Source organism: Flavobacterium aureirubrum (genome assembly GCF_038739835.1).
Taxonomy (GTDB): Bacteria; Bacteroidota; Bacteroidia; order Flavobacteriales; family Flavobacteriaceae; genus Flavobacterium; species Flavobacterium aureirubrum.
This window is the reverse complement of record NZ_JBCGDO010000007.1, coordinates 81,501-93,491: the sequence shown is the minus strand read 5'-3', so window position 1 is coordinate 93,491 and position 11,991 is coordinate 81,501. Positions and strand designations below refer to the sequence as shown.

The window sequence follows — 11,991 nt, the reverse complement described above, 5'->3', positions numbered from 1 at the left end:
TACAATTTTGCTCCAAGATTTAGACAAAACCCAAAATAAAACAGGATGTAAAATGACTCATGATTTTATCATAAATACCGAAAACGTAAACGAGTATAAATACCGCATTTTAACGGACGGTATCGATTATACTCAATATATGCGTAACCCGGTAGTGCTATTTATGCACGAGCGAGAGTTTGAAAAAAAGGAAGACGGTAAAGGAAGTGCCGTTATTGGGCGTTGCCTTAAAATTTATAAAAAAGACACCGATTTAGTTGCTACGATAGAATTTGACGAAAAAGACGAGTTCGCCCAAAAGATTGCCGGAAAGGTAGAACGTGGTTATATCCGAATGGCTTCCATGTACGCAGATGTAAAAGCTACATCATCAGACACAGAATTGGTTTTACCGGGTCAAGTTTACGAAACGGTTACGGCGTGTAAACTGGTAGAGATTTCAATAGTTGATATTGGCGGTAACGATGATGCTATTAAACTATCCAAAGACGGAAAACCTGTGCAACTTCAAAAAGTAAAATTAGAAAACGATAGAAATATGTCACACTTAAAAACCATTGCATTAGCATTAGCACTATCGGCAGATAGTACAGAGGACACTGTTTTAAAGGAAGTACAGGGCTTAAAATTAGCCAAAGAAACCGCAGAAAAAGAGGCGTCCGATTTAAAGGTAAAATTAAAGGGTATCCAAACAGCAGAGGCTACCGCTTTAGTTGAAAAGGCGGTGTCTTTAGGATTAATTCCCGAGGCATTGAAACAAACGCAAATCAACGCATTTGAGAGCGATTTTGACGGTCAAAAAGTCACGCTTTCAAAATTGATTTCGGATAAAGAGGCAGAGGGTGGCCAAGCGGCAACACACCAAACTGTTAAAGAGGTTGTACTTGGAGGCAAAGGCTCTGGTAACGGTGCCGGAACTCAAGAGGAGACTTTCGACTATTTGCAAAAATTCGACACGGTAAAACTTCGCAAAATCAAAGAAGAAAACCCAGAGCAATATGCAAAATTGGCTAAAGACTACGCTAACGGAGTTAGACACGTAGAGAAAAAATAATCATAACCATAAAAAAAAGAGATAAATGGCAGGTTTACAAAAGGAAGTTTGGATTGCAGGTATTCAAGAGAATCCAATCCCAAATACAAGTTTTGTTTTTGCGTCTACGGATAAATCCGAGTACGTAGAAAACAATAAGCTCCACCTTGCAGAGGCAGGTATCGAGCCAGATGTTTACGAAAACTATTTTGAAGGTAACGAAAATGATTTGCCTTTACAGGCTATCACGGATATACCTAATGAGGTAGTTTTAAAAACCTACTCAACGGCAAGAACTCGCCACAGAGACTTACAAGAAGTTGAGTTATCATACAACAAACGTATGAGTGTTATCAACCGTCACAAAACATCGTTATCTAAAAATATCGGTGTAAGAGCGGCTTTCGCTTGGTCGCCAAATGCGAATAATGATTTTAACAAAATCATGAACTTGGACGCAAACGCTTCAATCATTGATGCAATTATTGATATGGAGGCATTCTACAATGGCCTTGATATTTACGACGGTATGAATATCTGTTTAACAGCTGACCACATGGCTCGAATCAAAAAGGAAAACAAAAACCTTTATAAAGAGATTTTGAGTACAAACACAATGTACGGCTTTAAAGTATTCAGATACAACAAAAACGCCCTTTATACTTCTACAGGTGTTAAAAAACCTTTTGGGGCGGTAAAGGAAAATGGAGACAAAGTTTGCTCATTCACTTGGGTAACTGACGAGGTTTTCCGTTGTTTTGGTGACACCGAAGTTTACGAAACTTTACGTTCTGCTGCATCGCAGTCTGACGAAATTTCATTTGCTCAAAGAGCTCTTGTAGGCAACATTCGTGCAACCAACCCAAAATACTTGGGAGCAATTCTGTAACCAATGAGCGAGTTAGTAAAGGAAGCCTCTTTTGATAAAGAGGCTTTACAAAAAAAAGCAACCGAATATTTTGCAAAAAACAAAGATGCTAAAGTAGTTTTTTTAACTGCTGATGGTTTCATGTTCTTAAAGCGAAATTTCGCATCTGATCACGCTAATACATTAGAGGGTAATGAAGTTTTCGACTTCAAGAACCCGAACCATGTTGAAAGCGACACAGACCAAACTGAAGACGGCAATAATCAATTAACCGAGGAGCAAAAACAGTTGTTAGCGTCTGGATTAAAAAAGGAAAATTACAACGCTATTAAGGCTTTAGTAAAAGTCTTAAATATTGAAACTCCCGACCAAAAAGCGGAGACTTTGATTAAGGCGTTGGAGGACTATAAAGCAAATAATCCAATTGATTAAAAAGTGAGAACAATAAAGTATATAGCCGTGCATTGCACAGCAACCTCTCAAAAAACGAGCATTGCCGCAATTCAAAGGTACTGGAAAATTAATTTAGGTTGGAAAATGCCCGGCTACCACTTTATTATTATGCCCGACGGTTTAGTAGTTACATTATTACCAATAGAACAAGTTTCTAATGGCGTTGCAGGTTTCAATAGTGTGTTAATAAATATTGCTTATTTGGGCGGTGTTGATGCAAATAATAAACCATTAGACAATAGAACTCCTGCCCAAAAGGCAAGCCTACTAAAATTACTCAAGGACTTAAAAAAACAATTTCCAACGGCAGTAATTCAAGGACACAGGGATTTTCCAAAAGTAAAAAAAGCGTGTCCGAGTTTTGATGCAAAAAACGAATATAAAAATGTTTAAGAAAACGCTTTTGTTATTAGTGTTAGCCTTTAGTTGTTTCTTGAGCTCCTGCCGATCAGTTCGGCAGGAAACTCAAAAAACAGAAAGTGAAAAGAGTTTCACATCCGAAAAGGTTGTAACCTACAAAGACACCACTTTGTTTGCACCAAAAGCCGAAACAAGTATAAAAATCCCTTTAGCCGATATTGGTTTTAAAAGCGATTTAAACACCGTTTCAAAGCCAAAGGTTTTCACTCAAACGAGTGGTCAAGCAAAGGTAAAAATTAGAATTGTACACGATACAATTCAAGCGACGGCAACGTGTGACAGTTTGGCTATTGTAGCCAAAGTCAAAAACGAATTATTAAAAGAAACCTCGAGCGTAATAAGTAAAAGTAACTCGGAGAGTAAAAAGAAAACAGGATATACCTTTTTTCATCTGATTATTGCTTTTGTGTTAGGTTTTGGGCTTTGTTATGTACTTAAATTTTTCAAAATCGTATGAGTTTACCAAACATAAAATTTAACATCTCAAGCAATGGTTTGGGATTGTTACAAGCGGACATTCAAAAGATACCGGGATTGGTATTAACTGGAGCTACGGTAGCAGGATCAAATAAAGTTACTGCGGGTAATTCTTACCAAATTTTCTCTCTTGAGGAGGCTGAAAATTTAGGAATAGAAGAAACTGGAACAAACGCTTTTGCACACAAACACATCAAAGCGTTTTACGCAGAGGCTAAAAAAGGAGCTGAACTTTGGTTTATGGTAGTTACTCAAGCAGTAACTATGGAACAAATGACAGATTTATCAGAATCGTATGCAAAAAAACTATTGGCAGATGCTTCGGGTAAAATTAGAATTTTAGGTATTCTAAAAAAATCAGGTTCTACCGAGACTATTACCCACGGTTTGGATAGTGATGTAGCTCTTGCTGTTGTAAAAGCACAGGAGTTGTGTGAGGACTATTCCGGCAGATACTTTCCAGTACGTGCCATTATTTCGGGTAACAAGTTTAGCGGAACGGTTGCCGACTTAAAAGACTACAAAACTACAAACTTCAACAAAGTTTCCATTTTGTTAGCCAATACAGACGCATCAAAAGAGGCTTCTATTGGTTTGGCTTTAGGTCGTTTAGCAAGTATTCCAACTCAAAGAAAAATCTCAAGAGTAAAAGACGGTGCGGTTGAACCTTTCAACGCTTATTTTACTAATGGAGAAACCGTAGAAAGTTTAGACACGGCTTGGGACGCAATCCACAATAAGAATTACATCTTTTTAAGAAGTTTTGCGAACCGCTCGGGTTACTACTTTACAGGCGACCAAACCTTAACAGGTGCAACGGACGACTTTAATTCTCTTGCAAGAGGTTTAGTAATGGATGAGGCGGTACTTATTGCCTACAATACATTAGTTGAGGAGTTATCGGATGAAATACAAGTTACATCATCTGGAACAATACACCCGGCTATTATTAAAGGGTGGCAAAATGCAATCGAAAGACAAATTAAAGGTTTAATGGTTGATTTAGGTAAACTTTCGGGAGTTAAAGCCTACATCGACGAAAATCAAAATGTTCTTTCTACGAACAACCTAACTGTTGATTTACAATTATTGCCAGTTGGTTATAGTGATTACATAACTGTAAACATAGGATTTACAACAAATTTAGAATAGCATGAGCACATTTAGCAGTAAACAATATGCTTGGCCCGACTTATCTATTTCTATTGGAGGTAGAATTTTAGAAGGCATTACCGAAATTGAGTACACGGAAAAACAGGAAAAAGATGTTTTGCGTGGTCGAGGTAATAAAGGCCATAAAATCACTCGAGGGAATAAATCCTATGAGGGTAAAGTTACCATTTGGCAAAGTGAACTTGAGGCAATGGTTCAAGATGCTCCTAACAAGAGTATTATGGATTTGAACTTTGATATTATTGTTTCTTATGTTCCAGAGGATGGCGGACAATCTGTAACGGATGTTTTGAGCAGCTGTGAATTTACCGAAAACAAAAAGGCAATGAAGCAAGGCGATAAAAACATGTTAGTTGAGTTACCAATTATCTTTTTAGAAGTTAAACCACAACAATAAAAATGCGACCAATTAAAGGGCTCTTTATGTTATTAATCGGGATGATTAGTTTCACGGCCATGGCAACTACTACAGCCAAGCCGGAGCAAAAGCAAAAAATGGAAATTATCAAAGAGTTTAAGGCTCAAGAGGTAACTCCTGTAATCGTAGTATTAGAATACCCTGCTGTTTTTGTTGAGGCAGTTTTTATGCCGGGAGCAAATCCCACCAAGAAACCGATTGACGAACCAACCTTTTTATTTGCAGTTGTATTGGACGTAGGATGGCAAGGAACGGAGAGTAAAAATAAGTTAATTCCATACAGGGAAAAGTTGCTCGAGAATTACGATTTACACTTTAAGAGTTACACCCAAGAACCGATAAAACGAATACGGTCTAATTGTTAGAATCAAAATAAATATTGTAAAAAGCCACTTTTTAGTGAGTGGCTTTTTTTAAAAATCAAAAAAATGGAGCAAACATTTGGACAAAAAGCAGTAGGCGTTGTGGTAACACAAGGTTTAGAAAATACTCAAGTAGACAAAGTAACCGAAGTAAAAACAACATTTGCTAAAATTATTGATACTGTAAATGATATTGAAGTTAAAAGTTACTTGGGCAACACATTAAAAGGCATGGCTATTAGAGCTTGTATAGAGGCATCCTCTATGGTAGTTAGAATTATAGTACATAAAGAATAACAAAAAACAACTTAAGAAAATGACACAAAAGCAAATTAACGAGTGGAAAGAAAAATATGGGGAAGTTTACGAGCTACCTGTAGACGATAAAACGGCATATTTAAGAATGCCAAAAATGGCCGATTTCAAAAGAGCATTTACGGCTATGCAAAAAGACGGAGAGCTTGCCTTTGGAGAGGTAATGTTAGAGGCCTTATTTATTGGTGGAGATACCGAGATTAAAACAGTCGATGAGTATTTCTTCCCAGCACGAAAAGAATTAACAGAGTTCTTTAACTATGATGATGCCGAAATTATTACGGAGGGTAATAATTCAATTATCATTATTGGAGAGGCAAAATGTAAAGTGCGAGTAATTACTCGTCAAGATATTAAAATTGCCGAAAAGAAAAACCCTTCCGGGAAACCTTTTGTTACACAAGAGAAATTGTTTGAAATGGTTTGTTTAGAAAAGGACGACGCCTTTAATGATAAAGAAAAAGCAAGCGTTCGTTTTCCTTTATATCAGGCCATTGAAAAACTGCAAAATAAGAAAGTTGCAACGCTAAAAAAGCTCTAAACGAGGCGGTCATTGATAACAGTGACCCCTCGTCTTATGAACTTGCCGAGCATTTAGACATAAGATTATTTGATGCTTACTTGAGATACTATATGCACATTCCCGATCCAAATAGTTTGGACGATGAGGATTGGGCGGAGGAGCTTCAAAATTTACACTTTATACGAACCAAAGAAAAAGAAAACTCACAGATACCAACGTAATGAACGCATACGAATTTATCATTAAAATGAAAGATATGGCGAGCTCCACTTTACAAAAAGTAGCGAGTTCTGTAGGCGTTACAAAAACAAAGGTTGACGGTATGGATAACTCTTTAAAAAAGGTTGAGAAAACCTCCCATAGTTTAGGCAATACCATGGACAAACTAAAAAGCAAGTTAGTTGCTGTCTTTGCTGTTGGTGCAATTATGGCTTTTGGTAGTAAAGTAATCGAAGCTCGGTCGGAATATGAAAAATTTAATGCAGTTCTTACTAATACCTTTCAATCGGATAAGGTTGGAGCTGCTGCCTTAAATATGCTTACCGACTTTGCGGCTAAAACGCCATTTCAATTAAATGAGCTAACTGGCTCATTTGTAAAATTGGTAAATCGAGGTTTTGCTCCTACAAAGTCAGAAATGACAAAACTCGGAGATTTGGCAAGCTCTCAAGGTAAAAGTTTTGATCAATTAACAGAGGCAATGCTTGACGCTCAAACAGGAGAGTTTGAAAGGTTAAAAGAGTTTGGTATTAAAGCCTCGAAAAATGGCGACAAAGTAACGCTTTCTTTCAAAGGAGTAACTAAAGAAGTAAAAAATAATGAGGAGGCAATCCGTAATGCCTTGATGCAGTATGGACAAATGACAGGTGTCGCAGGTTCTATGGAGGCAATCTCTAAAACCTTGGGCGGTAAAATATCCAATTTAGGAGACCAATGGAATAGTTTTTTAGTAGCTGTTGGCGGAGAGTCTGGGGGAATTTTTACGGCTGTAATTTCTATACTAAGCTCTGGGCTTGCATTCTTAACAGAGTATTTACCTTATATCTCTGAATGGTTTAATATTCTTTGGAGTATGATTGAGCCAGTTGTTGTTTCTCTTTCAAACTTTGTGCAAGTAGCCTTCGGAATTTCGGGGGCAAGTGAAGTTTTGAGTACGTTTGGAAACGTAATGAGTGGCGTATTATTAATTGTTGACTGGTTTACAACTGGTCTAAATGCAATCACTCAAATACTAACGCCATTTGCAACGGAAATAGTAGCAATAACTGCCGCTTGGTGGCTTTGGAACAATGCAATAGGTGTTTACAACGCTTTAATGTTGGTAAATCCAATTACTTGGGTTGTTTTAGGCGTAATTGCTCTAATCATGGTTATTGGTATGGTTATGAAATATACCAGCGGCTGGGGAGAAAGTTGGAGGCATACTGTTAATGGTGCTAAATTCTTATGGCAAGCCTATACCGATTATGTAAAAGCGAATTTTAATACGTTGGTTAATGTTTTGATGATTGGGATTGATAAGATTAAACTTGGTTGGTACAAGTTTAAAGAGGCAGTCGGTATGGGAGATAGTGCAGAAAATCAAAAGATGATTTCCCAAATTAACAACGATGTCGAGGCTCGTAAAAAATCAATTTCAGACGGTTATAAAAAAATGGTTGACTCTGCTAAAAAGGCAAAAGATGAGTTTAGCCAAGTAGGAATAACCGTAGACACGGACGGAATTAAAAAGGATTTCAACGGTTTAAAAAGCAAGTTTAGTGGATTAGGTCAAAAAGACACAAGTACATCGGCATACGATGATTATCTAAATAAGCAAAAAACCAACGGACTTGGTAAAGGCGACGGAACTGGAAAAGACAAATCAAAATCGGACTCCATTGTTTCGGGAGGTTCAAAAATTACGCATATCACTATCAATATTGAAAAGCTACAGGATGACACTAAAATTTATGTAGATAGTACCGAAAGTGGTTTGAGTAATTTAGGAGAGAAAGTGCAAGAAATGTTATTGCGAGCTGTAAACAGCGTAAACCAAATGCAAACAGGATAATGGCAGAGTTTAATTTACGAGAAATAACCGCGCGAGCTTTGTTTGACTATGTAGGCCCACATTTTCCGGAATGGTGGAAAAAAAACAAGTCAAAATTTGAGTTACCCGATTTAAGAGGGATAAACTCGGAGCAAATAAGGGGAGGTAAATACTTCCTACAATTGAAATTGTCATATAAAGGGCAAATGTTTGAGTTACCTAATGAGCCGTTATTATCGCTTGGACTAACAAAGACAATCGTTAAAACGGCCACCGTTGGAAAACAACGCAAAGGAACGGTTAAAGAGTACATCTGTACCGAAGATTATACGATTTCAATTAAGGGCGTTTGTATTAATGTAGATGAGCCGGAACTATACCCGGCAGACCAAGTGGCGATACTTAATGATTTGGTTGATATTAATGACGCTTTAGAAGTTGAAACGAACGCCTTTTTAGAATTGTTTGGCATTAGAAAGTTAGTAATTGAAGATATAAAGTTTGATGAAATGGTAGGAGAATCGGGTTTGCAACGTTACACGATTTCTGCAATTAGTGATCAAGATTTTTACGCCGATTTAAACGAAAAAGATACCGAAAAAAATAACTTGTTAGCATAATGTTTATACTGGAGAGTAAAGTAGAAATAGGTAGTTATATTTTCAATCAAGTAAACGAAATTGAAATTACCAAGTCTGTTGAGGAGTTGAGCGATACGGCTGTAATTAAGTTGCCCACTCGTTTTAAGGTACGACAAAACGGAGAGCAAAAATTTACAGAAGATGCTATTAAAGTAGGCGACAAAGTAACGATAACTTTAGGCTACGAGGGTAAATATTCGGGGGTTGAGTTTACAGGTTTTGTAAAAAAGATAAGCCCAAAAATTCCCCTCGAAATTCATTGCGAGGACGCTCTTTGGGTTTTAAGACGAAAAAACATTACAAGGAGTTGGGAAAAAACAACAATGAAAGAAATTTTAACGGAGGTTGTAAAGGATACTCTTGTGCAGCTCGCCGATAATATACCGAGTGTAAATTTAGATAAATGGATTATCAAAAATGCAAACGGAGCTCAAGTTCTGGAATCTTTGAAAAAAGATTTATTAATGACGGCTTTTATTAATGATGAGGGTAAGTTGTATTGCGGTTTGCAACAACTCACAAATGTAGGTCAAACGGTAGTTTATGATTTAAACTACAATTTAGTAGAAAACAACCTTGAGTTTAAAAGCAAAGAAGAAAGAAAGATAAAGATTAAATACACCTACATCGACAAAGAAAATAAACGTAAAAGTATCGAGGTAGGCGACCCAGACGGAGAGCAAAGAACCTACCATACAAGTGTAATTTCCGACACTAAAAAATTGGAGGAGATGGCTAATGCCGAAATTGAAAAATTAAAGTATGATGGCTTTGAGGGCGATGTAACGAGTTTTTTAATTCCGTATGCAACCAGGGGAATGAAAGCAAAATTATTAGACAATGAGCATCCAAACCGAGAGGGAAACTATTTTATAAAAAAGGTAGTCACCACTTTTGGAACTGGAGGAGCAAGGCGAAAAATAACAATAGGCAATAAACTATAATGGAGAAAGAGTTACACGACGCATTTAGAAAACTAAAACAAAGGGATGTCGATACATTCCCGGTTAAAGTTTTATCCGTCGATAAGTCTGCCGGAACTTGTAAAGTAACCGATGACGAACTTGAATACACCGATGTAAGATTATCGGCGGTTATTGACGGCAACGATAAAAAGTTTTATTTGTTTCCTAAAGTTGGGAGTTCTGTTTTGGTAAGCCCTATAAACGAGGATTTGAAAAATTTGTATGTAGAGGCATACTCCGAAATAGACGGCTTGGATTTAAAAATAGACGGCGTTCACTTTAATATTGATAAAGACGGTTTTCTTTTGAAAAAGGAAAACGAAACGCTAAAAAAACTAATGGCTGATTTAATTACAGCTATTAAGGCTATGAAATTTACAACGAATAACGGGCCAACTATTAATCTTGTGAATATTGCAGATTTTATCGCCCTTGAAAATAGGTTTAATCAGTTTTTAAAAGGTAATTAAATGTTAGACGTAAACAGACTAAAGAACAAAATAAAACAGGCTTTCATTGATGAGCAAACGGAGGAGTCAGACCATAATGCGAGCGTTGATAGAATTGCACAAAAACTGGCTCAAGCAATTGTTGACGAAATTAAAGAAGCTAAAGTAATTTATACGGCAGGGCTTACCGCTCCTAATGGAGCTGTTACAGGAACTATTAACCATACAATACAATAAGATGGACAATTTTTTAGTGTATATCACATCAATTTTAACTGCTGTAGGCGGTACAGGATATTTTACTTTTTTGTTTGCAAAGAGCAAATATAAAGTAGAGGTACTACAAGCTCGAGAAAATGCCGAAACTACGGCTATTGAAAATGATATTAAATTATCTGGCCATTACAAAGAAATTCTCGACGATTTAAAAAGTCGTTATGAAATTCGTTACAAAGAGTTTGAAGATTTAATGAATCGAAAAGTATTACTTCTTGAGGAGGAGTTGAAAATTAAGGACAGAAAAATTAAACTTCAACAGCAAGAAATAATCGAGTTAAAAAAAGAAAATAGAATTTTAAAAGCAAATGCAAAAAACACTACTACATAATCAAAGCCTTTTAGATTTTACGCTACACCATTGCGGAACATTAAACGGTATCGTTCAAATGGCTGTAGAAAATAATATTGGTATTGCTGACTTTTTAAGTCCGGGTTCTGTTTTATCAGTTCCAAATGGAATTTCAAAAGATGAGCAAATAGTAGAGTTTTACGAAAATAAAAAATTAATTCCGGCTTGTGGTTTTAACACATTAGAGCTATCAAACGCTTTAGATGATATGTTTGCCTATGAGTTTGCAATAAGTTTATAAAATGGGTAGATCAATAAAGGAAATACAACAGACTATTTTAGACGCAAAAGCCACAGCGGTTGAACTTAATGCGTTAGAAGTATTAACGGAGCAAGAGCAAACGTTAAACTCGGCAAATAGTACCAGTAAAGTCGCAATTTGGAGGTTGTGGGTTTGGATTATTGCCTTTGCTCAATATGTACAGGAGCAATATTGGGAAACCTTTAAAGCAGAAATTGAAAAGCGTATTGCCTCGTCAAGAATACATACTCCTAAATGGTACAGAGAAAAAGCACTTGCCTTTTTATACGGAGTTCCCTTGGTTCAAGATACAGACTATTACGATACAACAGGATTAACGGATACGCAGATAGCCAACGCAAAAATTATTAGTAATGCAGCTTCGGTAAGAGTTGTACAAAACGGATACGGAACATTAAGGCTAAAAGTAGTTAGAACCTTGGGAGGAGAGTATGCACCCGTTTTGCCCGAACATTTAACCGCTTTAGACGTGTATTTCAATCAACATATTGCCGATGCTGGAACGGTTGTTAATGTTACAACTGGAGAGGCCGACTTATTAAAGTTGAAAATGGATATTTATTATGATCCGCTAATTTTAGGTGCAGACGGCTCAAGATTGGACGGAACTAATCCCACTCCCGTAATTACACAGATTAAAAATTACTTGAAGTCGATTGATTTTGAAAACGGTAAACTTGTATTAACACACCTTACCGACAAATTACAGCAAGTATCGGGAGTAAATTTACCAGTTGTGCGTGAGGCATACTCTAAATATGGAGCTTATGATTATAGTACTACAGGAGTTCAAAATGTAGGTGCGATTAACGAGATACGCATTGCCGACGCAGGATACATGAAATTAGACGAAAGCGAATTACTAATTAACTATATACCTTATTCAGAGTAATGGACAATGTTTATAACATAAATTGGAGAACTTTTATCATACTTAATTTGCCAGTATTCCTGCGTAAAATTAGATCTATA

General features: G+C 36.6%; 18 protein-coding genes. All 18 read left to right on the top strand.

Annotation, left to right across the window (positions count from 1 at the left end; all coding sequences use genetic code 11):
* Positions 1 to 7 precede the first annotated feature (7 nt).
* The 18 genes from WFZ85_RS07405 to WFZ85_RS07320 all read left to right on the top strand — a co-directional run bounded on the left by WFZ85_RS07405 (position 8) and on the right by WFZ85_RS07320 (position 11,911).
* The gene (locus WFZ85_RS07405) at positions 8 to 1,054 is read left to right on the top strand and encodes a hypothetical protein (RefSeq protein ID WP_245745617.1); all 1,047 of its coding nucleotides are present in this window, start codon (positions 8 to 10) and stop codon (positions 1,052 to 1,054) included.
* Positions 1,055 to 1,079: 25 nt separating this feature from the next.
* Positions 1,080 to 1,922, top strand: a complete 843-nt coding sequence (locus tag WFZ85_RS07400; RefSeq protein WP_342695652.1) for a hypothetical protein — start codon at positions 1,080 to 1,082, stop codon at positions 1,920 to 1,922.
* Between the two features lie 3 nt (positions 1,923 to 1,925).
* Positions 1,926 to 2,333, top strand: coding sequence for a hypothetical protein (locus WFZ85_RS07395; RefSeq protein WP_342695651.1), 408 nt, complete (start codon positions 1,926 to 1,928; stop codon positions 2,331 to 2,333).
* 3 nt (positions 2,334 to 2,336) lie between these two features.
* A complete protein-coding gene (locus WFZ85_RS07390; RefSeq protein ID WP_342695650.1) occupies positions 2,337 to 2,747 on the top strand; it encodes an N-acetylmuramoyl-L-alanine amidase in 411 nt (136 codons plus the stop codon).
* Complete coding sequence (locus tag WFZ85_RS07385) at positions 2,740 to 3,231, top strand: hypothetical protein (protein ID WP_342695649.1); 492 nt, start codon at positions 2,740 to 2,742, stop codon at positions 3,229 to 3,231. The genes WFZ85_RS07390 and WFZ85_RS07385 overlap by 8 nt, the downstream gene beginning before the upstream one ends.
* A complete protein-coding gene (locus WFZ85_RS07380; protein ID WP_342695648.1) occupies positions 3,228 to 4,403 on the top strand; it encodes a DUF2586 family protein in 1,176 nt (391 codons plus the stop codon). The genes WFZ85_RS07385 and WFZ85_RS07380 overlap by 4 nt, the downstream gene beginning before the upstream one ends.
* Before the next feature lies 1 nt (position 4,404).
* The gene (locus WFZ85_RS07375; protein WP_091467196.1) at positions 4,405 to 4,821 is read left to right on the top strand and encodes a hypothetical protein; all 417 of its coding nucleotides are present in this window, start codon (positions 4,405 to 4,407) and stop codon (positions 4,819 to 4,821) included.
* Positions 4,822 to 4,823: 2 nt separating this feature from the next.
* Entirely contained in the window at positions 4,824 to 5,207 is a 384-nt protein-coding gene (locus WFZ85_RS07370; RefSeq protein ID WP_091467194.1) for a hypothetical protein, read from the top strand.
* A gap of 63 nt (positions 5,208 to 5,270) precedes the next feature.
* On the top strand, positions 5,271 to 5,501 hold the full coding sequence (locus WFZ85_RS07365; RefSeq protein ID WP_342695647.1) for a hypothetical protein: 231 nt from the start codon (positions 5,271 to 5,273) through the stop codon (positions 5,499 to 5,501).
* A 19-nt stretch (positions 5,502 to 5,520) separates the two neighbouring features.
* Positions 5,521 to 6,060 (top strand): hypothetical protein, encoded by a 540-nt coding sequence (locus WFZ85_RS07360; RefSeq protein ID WP_091467190.1) that lies wholly within the window; start codon positions 5,521 to 5,523, stop codon positions 6,058 to 6,060.
* Positions 6,061 to 6,262: 202 nt separating this feature from the next.
* Positions 6,263 to 8,095, top strand: coding sequence for a hypothetical protein (locus WFZ85_RS07355; RefSeq protein WP_342695646.1), 1,833 nt, complete (start codon positions 6,263 to 6,265; stop codon positions 8,093 to 8,095).
* Positions 8,095 to 8,694 carry a DUF6046 domain-containing protein gene (locus tag WFZ85_RS07350; protein ID WP_342695645.1) on the top strand — a complete coding sequence of 200 codons (600 nt, stop codon included), beginning with the start codon at positions 8,095 to 8,097 and terminating at the stop codon, positions 8,692 to 8,694. Before WFZ85_RS07355 ends, WFZ85_RS07350 begins: the two co-directional genes overlap by 1 nt.
* Positions 8,694 to 9,659 (top strand): late control protein, encoded by a 966-nt coding sequence (locus tag WFZ85_RS07345; RefSeq protein WP_342695644.1) that lies wholly within the window; start codon positions 8,694 to 8,696, stop codon positions 9,657 to 9,659. Before WFZ85_RS07350 ends, WFZ85_RS07345 begins: the two co-directional genes overlap by 1 nt.
* Complete coding sequence (locus tag WFZ85_RS07340; RefSeq protein WP_342695643.1) at positions 9,659 to 10,150, top strand: hypothetical protein; 492 nt, start codon at positions 9,659 to 9,661, stop codon at positions 10,148 to 10,150. Before WFZ85_RS07345 ends, WFZ85_RS07340 begins: the two co-directional genes overlap by 1 nt.
* On the top strand, positions 10,151 to 10,366 hold the full coding sequence (locus WFZ85_RS07335; RefSeq protein ID WP_342695642.1) for a hypothetical protein: 216 nt from the start codon (positions 10,151 to 10,153) through the stop codon (positions 10,364 to 10,366).
* 1 nt (position 10,367) lies between these two features.
* On the top strand, positions 10,368 to 10,736 hold the full coding sequence (locus WFZ85_RS07330; RefSeq protein WP_342695641.1) for a hypothetical protein: 369 nt from the start codon (positions 10,368 to 10,370) through the stop codon (positions 10,734 to 10,736).
* Positions 10,714 to 10,998, top strand: a complete 285-nt coding sequence (locus WFZ85_RS07325) for a hypothetical protein (RefSeq protein WP_143065620.1) — start codon at positions 10,714 to 10,716, stop codon at positions 10,996 to 10,998. The genes WFZ85_RS07330 and WFZ85_RS07325 overlap by 23 nt, the downstream gene beginning before the upstream one ends.
* A gap of 1 nt (position 10,999) precedes the next feature.
* Complete coding sequence (locus tag WFZ85_RS07320) at positions 11,000 to 11,911, top strand: hypothetical protein (RefSeq protein ID WP_342695640.1); 912 nt, start codon at positions 11,000 to 11,002, stop codon at positions 11,909 to 11,911.
* The last annotated feature ends 80 nt before the right edge of the window (positions 11,912 to 11,991 follow it).